A 13,353-nucleotide genomic window follows, 5' to 3' on the forward strand; every position below is an offset into this window, starting at 1 on the left:
GAAGCTGCTCAACAGCACCTTCAAGACCGACGCCGTGAAGTCCGGCCTCCTCGTCGGCGTCGCGACCATCACCGCACAGATCAAGTAACACCCCCACGCAACGTCACACCCCCGCCCCGGCCGTCCCGGGACGGGGGTGTCGTCGTCTCAGGGCGCGGTGTCCGGCTCCGTCTCGACGGGGCCGATCGCGTCGTCGACGCGGGCACTGACGGACCGCAGCGTGTGGGCGTCGGTCCCCACGGGCCTCCAGAACAGCTCCTCGAGCGCTCCCGTGTGCGCACGGATCCCGGCGAGCACCGCCCGGCGGCCGACCGGGGTCATCTCCACCCAGCTGCCCCGTCCGTCGGTGGGACAGTCCGCACGCTCGACCAGCCCGCGCGCGACCATGCGCGTGACCTGGTGGCTGACGCGCGACTTCTCCCAGCCGATGCCGGCCGCGATGTCCCGGACGCGGAGCCGGTGGTCCGGCTCGCGCTGCAGCCCGATGAGGATCTCGAACTCGGGGATCGAGATCCCGGCACCGTGCTGCACGGCCTGGTCGAGTGCCCGGTCGAGTCGCCGCCAGACGTCGTGGTAGGCGTCCCACGTGGCCCAGTCGTGGCCTTCGGCGCCCTCGATCGACATGGCGCCAGCGTATCGACCTCGACACGGTTCGACGGCATGATCATCCGCTCGGATGACTCGCCGCCGGCACACGGCTCGCTCCGAGGTGGGGTCGGTGGCGCAGCATACGATCGGAGCATGCCGAGCGCCCGACTGCAGGACTGCACCGACGACGCCGTCGCCCTCGTGCGCCGCTGGCTCGCGGCGTCGGCGGGGACGAAGCCCGACGCCGGTGCCGTGCGCCTGTCCGAGGCCCTGCGGGACGGACAGGGGCTCGACTTCACCCGCGGTCTGGTCGACAAGGTCGTCCGTCCCGAGGACCCCCGCGTGGTGGCGCGCAACCTCGAGAAGGTCAGCCAGGACGTCCCCGACTTCCTCTCCTGGTCCCTGCGCGGCGCGGTGACCTTCGGTGGCGGGTTCGCCACGATGGCGCCCTGGGCGGTTGCCCCGACCGCGCGCCGGATCCTGCGGCGGATGGCCGGGCACCTCGTGGTCGACGCGCCCGACGCGAAGCTCGGCGCGGCGCTCGCGAAGGTCGGCGGCCCCGGTGTGCGCCTCGACGTGCGCCTGCTCGGCGACGCGGTCCTCGGCACCGCGGAGAGCGACCGACGGCTGCAGGGGACGATGGACCTGCTGGCCCGTGACGAGGTCGACCAGGTGTCGATCGGCGTGCGTTCGGTCGTGCCGCAGCTGTCCCCGTGGGCCTTCGACCAGACCGTCGAACGGGTGGTGGACCGCCTGGTGCCGCTGTACCGCCTCGCCGCGGGGTCGCCGGTGGCGAAGTCCGTGACGCTCGACGCCGAGGACCACCGCGACCTCGACGTCACCCTCGCCGCCTTCCGCACCCTGCTCGACCGCGACGAGTTCCTCGGGCTCGAAGCCGGGATCGTGCTGCAGGCGTACCTGCCCGACACCGCTGGCGCCCTCGAGTCCCTGACCGCCTGGGCCCAGCAGCGACGTGCCCGCGGCGGCGCACCGATCACGGTCCGGCTCGTCAAGGGGGCGTCCCTCGCCACGGAGCGGGTCGACGCGGTCCTGCACGGGTGGCCCCTCGCCACGTGGGGCTCGAAGGTCGAGACCGACACCGCGTACCTCCGGCTGCTCGATGCCGCGCTCACGCCGGAGCGTATCGACGCGGTCCGGATCGGCGTCGCGAGCCACAACCTCTTCACGCTCGCGACGGCGTGGACCCTCGCCGGTCGCCGCGGGGTCACCGACGGCGTGCACGTCGCGGTGCTGCTCGGGATGGCCTCAGGCCACCTCGACGCCGTCCGCGCCGACGTCGGTCCGGTGCTGCTCGCCGCGCCGGTCGTGCACCCCGACCACTTCGACTCGGCGATCCCGTACCTCGCCCGGCGGCTGCAGGAGAGCGCCAGCGGTGACGGCTTCGTCGCCGGCGCCGCCGACATCGGCCACGACGAGCGCGTCTTCGAGCGCGAACGCGGCCGGTGGCTCGCGGCGGTCACGGCCCTCGACGCAACGGATCCGGTGCCGGCCACCCACCGGACGCAGGACCGCCGCGCCCCGATCGGCGAACCCGTGCACCGGGACGCCTTCGCGAACGCGCCGGACACCGATCCGTCGACCGCGGCCAACCGTGCGTGGGCGACGGACGTGCTCCGCCGCGTACCGCGGTCGAAGCTCGGCGCCCAGACCATCCGCGGTGCGAGGGTCGCCGACCGCTCGAAGCTCGAGCGCATCGTCGCCCGGACCGCGCAGGCCGGCGTGAACTGGGGACGACAGGACCCGTCCGACCGCGCCGAGCTCCTCGACCTCATCGCGCACGAGCTCGAGACGCGGCGTGCGGACCTCGTCGAGGTGGCAGCGGCGGAGACGGGCACGACCCTCGCCGAGGCCGACTCCGACGTGAGCGCCGCGATCGACTCCGCCCACCACGCCGCCGACAGCGCCCGGCGGCTGGCCGTGCTCGACGGCGACGGCGCCCGGTACGTGCCGCCCCGGCTCACCGTGGTGGTGTCGTCGTGGAGCGCCCCGGTCGCGAACCCGGCCGCGGGCGTGGTCGCCGCCCTCGCCGCCGGCAGCGGGGTCGTCCTGCAGCCCGCGCCCGAGGCCGAGCGGTCCGGCGCGGTGCTCGCCGACGTCCTCTGGGACGCCGGGGTGCCGCACTCCCTGCTCCAGCTCGTCGACCTCGACGACGACCAGCTCCGCCGTGACCTCATCGCGCACCCGACGGTCGACCGGATCGTCCTGACCGGGTCGGCGGAGACCGCTCGATCGTTCCGCTGGTGGCGGGCCGGGCTGCCGCTCACCGCCGAGACGAGCGGGCGGAACGCGATCGTCGTCACGCCGAGCGCCGACCTCGACCTCGCCGTGCAGGACGTCGTCCGGTCGGCCTTCGGACGCGCCGGACAGCAGCGCTCGGCGTGCTCGCTCGTGGTCCTCGTCGGGTCCGTCGGCGACAGCGAACGGTTCCGTCGGCAGCTCGTCGACGCAACCCGCACCCTGCGCGTCGCCTGGCCGGACGACCCGTCCGCGCAGATGGGGCCGCTCATCGCCGAACCCGAGGGCACGGTGCGCGCCGGGTTGACCGAGCTCGCGCCGGGGGAGTCCTGGCTCGTGCAGCCCGTCCCGCTCGACGACTCCGGACGACTGTGGTCGCCGGGCATCCGCGACGGCGTGCGCCCGGGCAGCGACTTCCACCGGACCGAACACCTCGGGCCGGTGCTCGGCGTCATGCGCGCCGAGACCCTCGACCAGGCCGTCGCGATCCAGAACGACACGGACCACGGTCTCGCCGCCGGCATCCACTCCCTCGACCCCGACGAGGTCGCGGACTGGATCGCCGGGGTCCGCGCCGGCAACCTGTTCGTCAACCGCGGCACCACCGGTGCGGTCGTCGGCCGGCAGCCGTTCGGCGGGTGGAAGCGCTCGTCCGTCGGCACCGGCACGAAGCCGGGCGGACCGATGGACGTCGCGACGCTCGGACGGTGGGAACCCACGCCCCGCACCGTCCACAAGAGCATCCAGCTGCACGGCCTGCCGCCGCGGGTCACGGCCGTCATCGAGGCCGCCCGCAGCGGGCTGTCCTTCGAGGAGTTCGACCAGGTCCGCGCGGGTGCGCTCAGCGACGTCCGTGCCCGCGAGTCCGAGTTCGGCGTGACGCACGACCCGGCGGGGCTCGTCGTCGAGCGGAACGTGCTCCGCTGGCGCCCGCAGTCCGTCATCGTCCGGCACGCAGAGGGCGCTCCCGCTGGCGACCTCGTCCGGGTGCTGGTCGCCGCGACCGCGGCCCGTGCCGACCTCCTCGTGAGCACGGCCCGGCCGCTCCCCGGACCGCTCACGCAGCTCCTCGCCTCGAGCCGTTCGCCGCTCCGCGTCGTCGACCACCTCGTCGAGTCGGACGACGAGTTCCTCCGCCGCGCGACCACGGGCGACCTGTTCCGGCCGGACTGGTCCTCGGGCGACGACGCCCCGCAGGACGCGCTCGAGGCGGTGCTCGCTCAGGGGCAGGACCGTCCGACGCACACCGCCTTCGGCGGCCCCGGTGCGCGGATCCGGCTGATCGGCGGCGACCCGCTCGCGCTCGAGGAAGCCCTCGGCGCCGGTGTCGACGTGGCGATCCACGACGCCCCCGTGGTCGAGGCCGGCATGATCGAGATGCTGCCGTTCCTCCGCGAACAGACGGTGTCGATCACCGCGCACCGTTTCGGCGACCTCGATCCCGACTTCGCGGAGCTGCATGTCTGACGTCGACCGCACCCTGCACGCCGACGGGTTGCACAACGCCCGTGACCTCGGCGGGCTCCCCCAGGTGGACGGCGGCACGACCCCGTCCGGGCGCGTCTTCCGGTCCGAGAGCGTCGACCGACTGACCTCCGACGGTTGGCGGTCGCTGCACGACGCCGGGGTCCGCACGGTGGTGGACCTGCGCGCACCGTGGGAGACCGAGAAGGACACCGGCGCCCGGCCGGACTGGCTCACCACCGTGGTCATCGACCACGACGGGCTCGATGCTGCGCCGGTCTTCTGGCAGGCGTACTGGGAGACCGGGCTCGTCGGTACACCGCTGTACTACGGCCCGCACCTCGCCGAGCTGCCCGAACGCACCGGCTGGGCGCTGCGTGCGATCGCGCGCGCCGAACCCGGCGGCGTCCTGTTCCACTGCGCGGGCGGACGCGACCGCACCGGGATCGTCGCGCTCGCCCTGCTGACGATCGCGGGGGTCGAACCCGAGGCCATCGTCGCCGACCACCTCGTCACCGTCGACAACGCCCCGGCCCTGCTCGCCTCCATCGGCGTCCCGTCGACCGAGGGGAGGATCGAGGCGCTCTGCGCAGAGCACGGCACCACGGTCGAGGGTGCCTTCCGCGCGGCGCTCGACGGGTTCGACGTCGAGCGGTTCGTCGAGCGCTCGGGACTCGACACCGCCGACCTGGAGGCACTGCGCACCTTCCGCGCGCACCTCGCCTGAGCCGACGGTACGGTCCGACGGCTCCGCCGGGCGAGCGCGACACTGCGCGATCGCCCGGCGTGCACGCGTCAGTCCTCGGTGTCGCCGGCTTCCTCGTCCACGACGCCCGTCTCGTCCATCCGGTCGCGGAGGTGGTCGGCCATCGCGCCGGCACCCTCGCCCGCGTGGTCGTGGTCGACCTGCTCGATGAGGCCGCGCAGCTTCTCGTGGTTCGTGGCCTCGGTGGCGCCGTCCATGACGGGCTCGGTCTGTTCCTTGTCGCTCATGTCCCGGACGCTACGCCGCGCTCCGTGGGCGACCAGCGACAGCCCGCGCATCCCGGCCGACCCGGTGCGCTACCGACCGCCGCGGTCCGTCCGGCGCCCGGTGCCCACGGCGGCGCACTCGGCGACGACCAGGACCAGCGCGATCCCGAGCTGGCCGAGCGCGAACCGTCGCTTGTGCCCGACGACGGCCAGCGGCACCATCGTCAGACCGTGCACCGTGCACCGTGTCCACGACCGCGCTGACCGTGTGCGCGTCGGAGGTCCCGGCGCGCGCGACGAGTGCCGCCTGGACGACCTGCCGCACGGCGAGCACGGCGTCGAGCACGGGCTGCCCGCCGCCCCGGCCCGCCCGGACGGCGTGCCCGACGCCCACGGCGGCGCGGAACGCCTCGACACCGGTACCGCGACGACGGCCGCGCGCCGACGCCCGCGCCGTCATCGTCGTCGTCCCGCTGCCAGGGCGACCGCACCGGCTGCCCCCGCCAGCACCGCACCGACGATCCCGTTCCCGAGACGTCGGTGCTCCACCCACCAGGTCTGCGGCGACCAGGCGTGCGCGGTGTCGTCGAACACCCCGTGCGCCCCGTGGTCACCCGGCACCGGCTCGTACAGGTTCACGCCGATCGCCGCGCCGTCCTTCGCCGGGGCCTGCTGCCCGGAGACCAGGGTCTTCGCGGCGTACCAGTCGGCGAACCGGCCGCTGATCCGGTTGCCGAGGATCGTGTAGACGGTCGACTCCCCGACCCACGTGCGTCGACGGGGCCGCTCGGCGACGGTGGCGATCGCCCGTGCGCCGACCTCCGGTTGGTAGATCGGCGCGACCGGCTGCGGCTGGTGCAGCAGCTTCGATTTCACCCACTGGAACTGGATGGTGTTGAGCGCCGGCATGTCGACGCGGGAGACCTGCACCCTGCTGCCCTGCTCGAGGAGCTCGGAGACGACCGACTCGGTGAACCCGACGATCGCGTGCTTCGCGCCGCAGTACGCGGCCTGCAGCGGGATGCCGCGGAACCCCAGCGCCGAACCGACCTGGACGACCTGACCGCGGTCGCGCGGCACCATCCGGGACAGTGCGGCCCGGGTGCCGTTCACGAAGCCGAGGTAGGTGACGTGCAGTGCCCGCTCGAAGTCCTCTGGGGCGGTGTCCAGGAACCGACCGAACACGCCGACCATGACGCCGTTCACCCAGAGGTCGATCGGGCCCAGCTCCTGTTCGACCCGGTCCGCCGCTGCCTCGACGGCCTCGCGGTCGGCCACGTCCGCCACGAGCGCGAGCCCGCGTCGGCCGGCTGCCTCGACCTCGGCGACCGCGGCGTCGACCCCGTCCCGCCCCCGCGCGAGCACGGCCACGTCCCACCCCCGCGCGGCGAGCTCCCGCACCGTCGCCCGTCCGAGTCCAGCCGAACCACCGGTCACCACTGCCACACGTGTCATGACTCCCGTTCTACCGACGGTGACCACCGACCCCACCCAGCCGACGTCCCCCGGACGGATGCGGGTGGCGTCGGCCACGAGCATGATGGGCTCGTGCAGACCCGTGACGAGGACACCGCCGAGGAGACGCCGCCACCCGGCTGGGTCCTCAGCACCCCGACACGACGTCACGAGGTCTGGACGCTCCCGGTCCTGCTGCTGCTCCTGGCGGCGCTGTTCGTCCTCGCCGCCGCCCGCTTCGGGGAGCCACTCGGCGCGGTCGCCGCGGTGGCGAGCGCGGCCGTCGTCACCGCGGGGGCGATCGCCCTGGCCGCCGCCGGGTGGTCGGCCCACGACGAGCAGACCACGACGGCGTCCTGGCGGTTGCACGTCGTCCGGATGACGGTCGGGGTGACGACGGCAGCGATCGTCGCGACCGGCAGCCTCGTCGTCGGTCTCCCGTTCGGCGTGCTCTTCGGGGCGGTGGGCTGGATCCCGATGACGTTCCGCTCGGCCCGGTCGGTGCCCCGTGTCGACCGACTGCTCGTGGCGTGGGCGTCGGTGGTCGTCGCCGTGGTGTGCACGGGCCTGTCCGTCGCGGGGTTCACGGTCCCCGCCGTACCGGATCGTCTCGCGGCGGTCTGGATCGGCCCGGGATCGCTCTTCGCGGCCCTCGCCGTGGTGATGGCCGTCGTGCAGTTCGCCGTCGCCGAGCGGGCAGCGGTGGCGCCGCCGCTCAGCGCCCCCGACCGAAGCGCGTCGTGACCCCCGGCGAGTAGAGCACCGAGTCCGGTTCGAGCGAGGCCAGCCCGAACGGGAGCCCGGCCGCCCCGATCAGGTCGTCCCGCAGCGACACGACCGAGGCTCGGTGGAGCGGCCACGGCTCGTGCTCGTTCGGCCAGAACCGGGTCCGGCCGGCTCGGTGCACGTGCATGCCCCACCGTGCGGTCAGGAAGGTCTCGAGGGCCGTCGGCTCCGTCACCGCTGCTCCGATCCGCACGTCGACGAGCGACCGCAGGTGCGTCCCGTGTCGCCGCATCGCGTACCCGACGCGGCCGTCGCCGCTCCGCGTCTCGGCATCGGCCCACCAGTACGGCAGACCGGTCGCGACGCGCGCGCCGATCGTCGGCAGGAGCTTGCCGGCGTCGAGCGACAGGAAGACCACGCCGTGTCGTCCCTGGTCGTCGATCGTGTAGACGCGGACGTTCACCTCGACGAAGTCCCCGATCCTCCCCGTCGGGATCGGCGGGAACCGGGTGTCCTCGAACCGGAACCCGATGAGGCCGACCCACGTGGTCGCCCCGTCGTCGGTGCCGTCCGCCGTGAGGGTGTCCGGCCGGGTCCCGGCGGGCAGCAGCTGCGCCACCGCCGACACGTCGACGCGCCAGTGCACGAAGACGACGTCGAGCCAGTCCTGCGAGATCCAGGGGCGGCCCGTCAGTCCCGGGGCGTGGTCCGGGAGGCGCGGCGCGGCCTGCGTGGGTCGGCTGTCGGTCACGAGGGGGTCGCCTCCGGTTCGATGTGCGGGGCGACGGGCGCGTCGTCCCATCCCTGCTGCGGGGTGTCGCAGGTCCCGCGGAACACGTACTGCGACGGGCGCTTCCGCTCGCTCGACGTCCAGTCGATCGCGGGACGCCGGCGCTCGGGCGGCAGGTACCCGATCCGGTAGACGGCCATCAGCTCGAGGGAGTCCGGCACGTGCAGCAGGCCCTCGATCTCCTCCCAGGCGCCCGGGGTCTCCATCGGGAACGACACGAACTGGATCCCGAGGCCGAGCTCGGTGGTGGCGAGCCAGATGTTCTCCATCGCCGCGCCCATGCTGAACACCGAGTAGAAGCCCGAGAGCTCCTCCTTCCGGTACTCGTGCCGGTCGAGCAGCACCCCGAGCAGCAGCGGCGACCCGGCGACGAGCTTCCGGTTCTCCTCACCGAGGGTGTGCGGCACCCGCAGGGTGTTCATGAGCAGCTGGCCGCGCTTCGTGAACACCTGCTTCGTGAAGGGCTTGAGCGGACCGGGGAGCTTGTCGAACAGCATGCCGTCGCGCCGGGCGTCCATCTCGGCCTGCGAGAACCGGAAGTACGGCTTGTACCGCTCGAAGAAGGTGCCCTCGGCCATGGTGCGGGTCATCGACGAGCCGCTGATCTCGGCGACGCGGTCGATCGTGTCGCGCTCCTCGACGAGGACGAACCGCCACGGCTGGCTGTTGAGCTGCGACGGGGCCCGGCCGGCGAGCTCCATCAGCAGCCGCTGGTGCTCGGGGGACACGGGGTCGGGCAGGAACGGGCCGTTGGTCGTCCGCCGCCGTCTGATCGCCTCGAAGAGCTCCACGGCTCACCTTCCTGCTCGGCGGCCGGCGAGCAACGCCCCCAGGTAGGACGGTGCCGCGGCGACCGCGACTTGCCAGTGTGCTCCGGAGCGCGGGTCCGTGCGTGGCGCGACCGCGAGCGGGACGAGCGCGGGGAGGAGGAACAGCGCCGATCGTCCGCTGGTCCACACCGGGGTGGTCGCGGCGACGCCGGTCAGCGCGGCGGTGACGACGAACAGGCCGTGGTGGACGACCCGCAGCTTCCTCGTCCGGACGAGCCGCACGGCGACGGCCGTTCCCCACGCGCAGTTCGCGACGTACGCGACGCTCGCGGCGGCGACCAGACGGCGGGCCGTGCGCGAACCCGTGGGGGCCGAGCCGCGCCTCCAGGCCTGCACTGTCCGTCGCACGGGCGCGACGTTACGCGCTCTCCCGGCTGACCAGCTTGGAGAGCACGATGGCGGACCGCGTGTGGTCCACCTGGGGTGCGAGGCGGACCTTGTCGAGGGCTTCCTCGAGCGCGGAGAGGTCCTTCGACCGCATGTGCACGACGGCGTCGGCGCTGCCGGTGACCGTGCCGGCGTCGATGACCTCCGGAACGCTGTCGAGCAGGGTCCGGAGTTCGTCCGGCGACACCGTCCCGCGGCAGTAGAGCTCGACCCAGGCCTCGGTGCCACGGTCCTCGACCGCGGGGTCGACCTTGATCGTGAAGCCCTGGATCACCCCGTCGCCCACCAGCCGGTCGACGCGACGCTTGACGGCGGAGGCCGAGAGCCCGACCACCGACCCGATGTCGCCGTAGCCGGCGCGGGCGTTGTCCCGGAGTTGATCCAGGATGCGGTGGTCGAGCGAATCCATTGGACCCATGGTACGCGGACTTCTTGCACGTCAGGTGGGTTCCGCGCACGAAACGTGCGTCACCCGAACGGGTGCCACCGACCCGCACAGTGGGGGACTGCACTCCCCGGACGGTGTGTGCGAGGATCGACGCGGCGTCGACCTGGTCCGCTGCGGTGAGTGAGCCTGCATCTCACCGGAGCTCTTCTTCAGTGGTGGTTCCTGGCAGGCTCGGGCCCCGGTCCCTCCAGGAGGACTGATGTCGAACACCGCACCCGCCCCCGAGTCCGTCGCCACCCCGGCCCGTGTCGCCACGAAGCGCACGATCCTCATGTGCAAGCCGACGCACTACACGGTCAGCTACCGGATCAACCCGTGGATGCACCCCGAGGACCCGACCGACACGTCGAAGGCCGTCGAGCAGTGGCAGTCCCTCGTGGCCGTCTACGAGCAGCTCGGCTTCGACATCTCGTACATCGAGCCGATCGAGGGCCTGCCGGACATGGTCTACGCGGCCAACGGCGGCTTCGTGCTCGACGGCGTCGCGTACGGCGCGAAGTTCCAGTACCCCGAGCGCCAGCCCGAGGGCCCGGCCTACATGGACTGGTTCCGCAGCGCCGGCCTGACCGTCGCCGAGCCCGAAGAGACGAACGAGGGCGAGGGTGACTTCCTCCTCATCGGGAACACCATCTTCGCCGGCACCGGCTTCCGCTCGGACAGCACCTCGCACGAGGAGCTCGCGCGCATCTACGGCCGCGAGGTCGTCACCCTCAAGCTGATCAACCCGAACTTCTACCACCTCGACACCGCCATCGCCGTGCTCGACCCGGAGCCCGCCGCCGACGGCACGTCGAACATCGCCTACCTCGAGAGCGCGTTCGACGAGCCCTCCCTGGCGATCCTGCGCGAGCGCTTCCCGGACGCGATCATCGCGACCGAGGAGGACGCGGCGATCCTCGGCCTGAACTCCTACTCCGACGGGTTCAACGTCGTGATCGCCTCGCGCGCCACGACCTTCGCGGAGCAGCTCCGGGAGAAGGGCTACAACCCGATCGGCGTCGACCTGTCCGAGCTCCTGCTCGGCGGCGGTGGCGTGAAGTGCTGCACGCTCGACCTGCACCCGGTCGGCACCGGGACCTCGGTGGCACGCTGATGTCCACCTCCCTCGGGTCCCGCACCGCCGCGGCGCTCGCCGTCGAGGACCGTTCGCTCGCCCACAACTACAGCCCGCTGCCGGTCGTCATCGCATCGGGAGACGGCGCGTGGGTGACGGACGTCGACGGCAAGCGTTACCTCGACGGCCTCGCCGCGTACTCCGCAGTGAACTTCGGGCACGGCAACGCGCGGCTCCTCGACGCCGCCCGAGCGCAGCTCGACCGCGTCACCCTGACGTCGCGGGCGTTCGTGAACGACCGCCTCGGACCGTTCGCGTCGGCGCTCGCCGCGCTCACGGACACCGACATGGTCCTGCCGATGAACACCGGTGCCGAGGCGGTGGAGTCCGCGATCAAGGTCTCCCGTGCCTGGGGCTACCGCGTCAAGGGCGTCCCCGCCGAGCGCGCCACGATCATCGTCGCCTCGGGGAACTTCCACGGCCGCACCACGACGATCATCTCCTTCTCGGACGACCCGTCGGCGCACGACGACTTCGGGCCGTTCACGCCCGGGTTCCGCACCGTGCCGTACGGCGACGCGGCCGCCCTCCGCGAGGCGATGGACGAGACCGTCGTCGCCGTGCTGCTCGAGCCGATCCAGGGCGAGGGCGGGGTCGTCATCCCGCCGGAGTCCTACCTGCCCGACGTCCGCACGATCTGCGACGAGTTCGGCGCGCTGTTCGTCGCCGACGAGATCCAGTCCGGGCTCGGACGCACCGGCCACACCCTCGCCGTGCAGCGCGTCGGGGTCACGCCGGACCTCATCACGCTCGGCAAGGCGCTCGGCGGCGGCATCGTCCCCGTGTCCGCCGTGGTCGGTCGGCGCGACGTGCTGGGTGTGCTGCGCCCGGGCGAGCACGGCTCCACCTTCGGCGGGAACCCGCTCGCGGCGGCCGTCGGGTCCGAGGTCGTGGCGATGCTCGACGAGGGCACGTTCCAGCAGCGGGCGCTCGACGGCGAACCGCTGCTGCGCGGGCTCCTCGACGACCTCGTCGGGAACGGCGTCGTGTCGCACCGGGTCGCCGGACTCTGGGCCGGGATCGACATCGACCCCGCGCTCGGCACCGGCAAGGAGATCGCGCACGACATGGCCGACCGGGGCGTCCTCGTGAAGGACACGCACGGGTCGACGATCCGCTTCGCGCCGCCGCTCGTCGTGACCGACGACGAGGTGCGCCTCGCGATCGGCGCCCTCGCCGAGGTGCTGGCCGCGCGCGCCTGACGCGCGCGCTTCGTGAGCAGAAATGGTCGGGTCGCCCCAGGGCACCCGACCATTTCTGCTCACCAAGCACGGCGGCGCCGCAGCGCCCCGCGACTCACACCGCCCAGCGCGCCGCCAGCTCGTCCATCAGCCCGTCGAGCCGCTCGTCGACCACCTGCTCCTCCGGGTGCGCCTCGTACCAGGCGATGACCTCGCGGACACCCTGCCGGTACGGGGTCCGCGGCCGGTACCAGGGCACGAGCGACCGGACCTTGCTGTTGTCGAAGACCGACGAGTTCGCCTTGTCGCCGAGGAGCGCCGCACCCCACTCCGGGTCCACGGCGTTGATGGCATCAGCCGGCACGTGCACGATCCGCAGGTCGTCCACCCCCGCGGCGGCCGCGATCTCGTGCGCGATGGCGTTCCAGGTCGGCGCCTCGTCGCTCGTGATGGTGAACGGCTCCCCGATCGCCGACGCGTTGTCGAGCAGCCCCGTGAACCCGACCGCGAAGTCCCGGCTGTGCGTGAGGGTCCACAGCGACGAGCCGTCACCGGTGATGATGATCGGCTTGCCGGCACGCATCCGCGCGACGGCGGTCCACCCGCCCGTGAGCGGCAGCTTGGTCTCGTCGTAGGTGTGCGACGGTCGGATGATCGTGACCGGGAAGTCCTGCTCGCGGTAGGCGGCCATCAGCAGCTCCTCGCACGCGATCTTGTCCCGCGAGTACTGCCAGTACGGGTTCTTCAGCGGCGTCGACTCGGTGATCGGCAGGTGCGTCGCCGGGGTCTGGTACGCCGAGGCCGACGAGATGAACACGTACTGCCTCGTCCGCCCGGCGAAGAACTCGACGTCGGCCTGCACCTGGTCGGGCGTGAAGGCGATCCAGTTCACGACGACGTCCCAGTGGCGGTCACCGATCGCGTCCGCCAGGGCGCTCCGGTCCGAGACGTCGGCCTGGAGGCGCGTCACACCCTCCGGGATCGGCCTGCCCCCGGTGGTCCCCCGGTTGAGCACGGTGACGTCGAACCCCTGCTCGGCGGCTTCGCGGACACAGGAGGCACTGATCACCCCGCTGCCGCCGATGAACAGCACGCTCGCTCCCGACATGGACGCTCCTTCGCTCCCGGCGGCACCGCTGCGT

14 protein-coding genes are annotated in these 13,353 nt (G+C 72.9%); 5 read left to right on the forward strand and 9 right to left on the reverse strand.

Annotation, left to right across the window (positions count from 1 at the left end):
• Positions 1 to 147: 147 nt before the first annotated feature.
• Entirely contained in the window at positions 148 to 624 is a 477-nt protein-coding gene (locus ACIQUC_RS15015) for a MarR family winged helix-turn-helix transcriptional regulator (RefSeq protein ID WP_402268456.1), read from the reverse strand.
• A gap of 117 nt (positions 625 to 741) precedes the next feature.
• Between ACIQUC_RS15015 and ACIQUC_RS15020 the strand changes: the two genes are divergently transcribed.
• Both ACIQUC_RS15020 and ACIQUC_RS15025 read left to right on the forward strand, forming a co-directional pair.
• Positions 742 to 4,311, forward strand: coding sequence for a proline dehydrogenase family protein (locus ACIQUC_RS15020; RefSeq protein WP_402268458.1), 3,570 nt, complete (start codon positions 742 to 744; stop codon positions 4,309 to 4,311).
• A complete protein-coding gene (locus ACIQUC_RS15025; RefSeq protein WP_402268461.1) occupies positions 4,304 to 5,035 on the forward strand; it encodes a tyrosine-protein phosphatase in 732 nt (243 codons plus the stop codon). Before ACIQUC_RS15020 ends, ACIQUC_RS15025 begins: the two co-directional genes overlap by 8 nt.
• Before the next feature lie 68 nt (positions 5,036 to 5,103).
• Here ACIQUC_RS15025 and ACIQUC_RS15030 read toward each other — a convergent pair whose 3' ends face one another.
• The 3 genes from ACIQUC_RS15030 to ACIQUC_RS15040 form a co-directional block, all read right to left on the reverse strand.
• Positions 5,104 to 5,301 (reverse strand): hypothetical protein, encoded by a 198-nt coding sequence (locus ACIQUC_RS15030; protein WP_022907596.1) that lies wholly within the window; start codon positions 5,299 to 5,301, stop codon positions 5,104 to 5,106.
• Between the two features lie 69 nt (positions 5,302 to 5,370).
• Positions 5,371 to 5,502: a hypothetical protein gene (locus ACIQUC_RS15035; RefSeq protein WP_402268463.1), complete on the reverse strand. Its 132-nt coding sequence runs from the start codon at positions 5,500 to 5,502 to the stop codon at positions 5,371 to 5,373.
• A 234-nt stretch (positions 5,503 to 5,736) separates the two neighbouring features.
• Positions 5,737 to 6,735, reverse strand: a complete 999-nt coding sequence (locus tag ACIQUC_RS15040; RefSeq protein ID WP_031262790.1) for an SDR family oxidoreductase — start codon at positions 6,733 to 6,735, stop codon at positions 5,737 to 5,739.
• Positions 6,736 to 6,828: 93 nt separating this feature from the next.
• Between ACIQUC_RS15040 and ACIQUC_RS15045 the strand changes: the two genes are divergently transcribed.
• A complete protein-coding gene (locus tag ACIQUC_RS15045; protein ID WP_402268465.1) occupies positions 6,829 to 7,479 on the forward strand; it encodes a hypothetical protein in 651 nt (216 codons plus the stop codon).
• Here the strand turns inward: ACIQUC_RS15045 and ACIQUC_RS15050 are convergent.
• The 4 genes from ACIQUC_RS15050 to ACIQUC_RS15065 are packed head-to-tail and all read right to left on the reverse strand — an operon-like array spanning position 7,451 to position 9,877.
• A complete protein-coding gene (locus ACIQUC_RS15050) occupies positions 7,451 to 8,212 on the reverse strand; it encodes a YqjF family protein (RefSeq protein ID WP_402268468.1) in 762 nt (253 codons plus the stop codon). The two genes, ACIQUC_RS15045 and ACIQUC_RS15050, sit on opposite strands and share 29 nt — an antisense overlap.
• Positions 8,209 to 9,042, reverse strand: a complete 834-nt coding sequence (locus ACIQUC_RS15055; RefSeq protein ID WP_402268471.1) for a nitroreductase family protein — start codon at positions 9,040 to 9,042, stop codon at positions 8,209 to 8,211. The genes ACIQUC_RS15050 and ACIQUC_RS15055 overlap by 4 nt, the downstream gene beginning before the upstream one ends.
• Before the next feature lie 3 nt (positions 9,043 to 9,045).
• On the reverse strand, positions 9,046 to 9,429 hold the full coding sequence (locus ACIQUC_RS15060) for a hypothetical protein (RefSeq protein WP_402268474.1): 384 nt from the start codon (positions 9,427 to 9,429) through the stop codon (positions 9,046 to 9,048).
• A gap of 10 nt (positions 9,430 to 9,439) precedes the next feature.
• Positions 9,440 to 9,877: an Lrp/AsnC family transcriptional regulator gene (locus ACIQUC_RS15065; RefSeq protein WP_022907603.1), complete on the reverse strand. Its 438-nt coding sequence runs from the start codon at positions 9,875 to 9,877 to the stop codon at positions 9,440 to 9,442.
• A 238-nt stretch (positions 9,878 to 10,115) separates the two neighbouring features.
• Between ACIQUC_RS15065 and ddaH the strand changes: the two genes are divergently transcribed.
• Together ddaH and rocD are read left to right on the forward strand one after the other, a co-directional pair.
• Complete coding sequence (ddaH, locus tag ACIQUC_RS15070) at positions 10,116 to 11,009, forward strand: dimethylargininase (RefSeq protein ID WP_022907604.1); 894 nt, start codon at positions 10,116 to 10,118, stop codon at positions 11,007 to 11,009.
• Positions 11,009 to 12,232, forward strand: coding sequence for an ornithine--oxo-acid transaminase (rocD, locus tag ACIQUC_RS15075; protein WP_402268478.1), 1,224 nt, complete (start codon positions 11,009 to 11,011; stop codon positions 12,230 to 12,232). The genes ddaH and rocD overlap by 1 nt, the downstream gene beginning before the upstream one ends.
• 94 nt (positions 12,233 to 12,326) lie before the next feature.
• Here the strand turns inward: rocD and ACIQUC_RS15080 are convergent, their stop codons facing one another.
• Positions 12,327 to 13,319: an NAD-dependent epimerase/dehydratase family protein gene (locus ACIQUC_RS15080; protein WP_402268481.1), complete on the reverse strand. Its 993-nt coding sequence runs from the start codon at positions 13,317 to 13,319 to the stop codon at positions 12,327 to 12,329.
• Between the last annotated feature and the right edge of the window lie 34 nt (positions 13,320 to 13,353).

The sequence above is a fragment of the Curtobacterium sp. NPDC098951 genome (assembly GCF_044759965.1).
Classification (GTDB): domain Bacteria; phylum Actinomycetota; class Actinomycetes; order Actinomycetales; family Microbacteriaceae; genus Curtobacterium.

What these genes read in the sequence shown, in the direction of transcription:
- ACIQUC_RS15015 (WP_402268456.1), bottom strand. Translation starts at nt 624, where the DNA reads ATGTCGATCGAGGGCGCCGAAGGCCACGACTGGGCCACGTGGGACGCC.
- ACIQUC_RS15020 (WP_402268458.1), top strand. Translation starts at nt 742, where the DNA reads ATGCCGAGCGCCCGACTGCAGGACTGCACCGACGACGCCGTCGCCCTC.
- ACIQUC_RS15025 (WP_402268461.1), top strand. Translation starts at nt 4,304, where the DNA reads ATGTCTGACGTCGACCGCACCCTGCACGCCGACGGGTTGCACAACGCC.
- ACIQUC_RS15030 (WP_022907596.1), bottom strand. Translation starts at nt 5,301, where the DNA reads ATGAGCGACAAGGAACAGACCGAGCCCGTCATGGACGGCGCCACCGAG.
- ACIQUC_RS15035 (WP_402268463.1), bottom strand. Translation starts at nt 5,502, where the DNA reads ATGGTGCCGCTGGCCGTCGTCGGGCACAAGCGACGGTTCGCGCTCGGC.
- ACIQUC_RS15040 (WP_031262790.1), bottom strand. Translation starts at nt 6,735, where the DNA reads ATGACACGTGTGGCAGTGGTGACCGGTGGTTCGGCTGGACTCGGACGG.
- ACIQUC_RS15065 (WP_022907603.1), bottom strand. Translation starts at nt 9,877, where the DNA reads ATGGATTCGCTCGACCACCGCATCCTGGATCAACTCCGGGACAACGCC.
- ddaH (WP_022907604.1), top strand. Translation starts at nt 10,116, where the DNA reads ATGTCGAACACCGCACCCGCCCCCGAGTCCGTCGCCACCCCGGCCCGT.
- rocD (WP_402268478.1), top strand. Translation starts at nt 11,009, where the DNA reads ATGTCCACCTCCCTCGGGTCCCGCACCGCCGCGGCGCTCGCCGTCGAG.
- ACIQUC_RS15080 (WP_402268481.1), bottom strand. Translation starts at nt 13,319, where the DNA reads ATGTCGGGAGCGAGCGTGCTGTTCATCGGCGGCAGCGGGGTGATCAGT.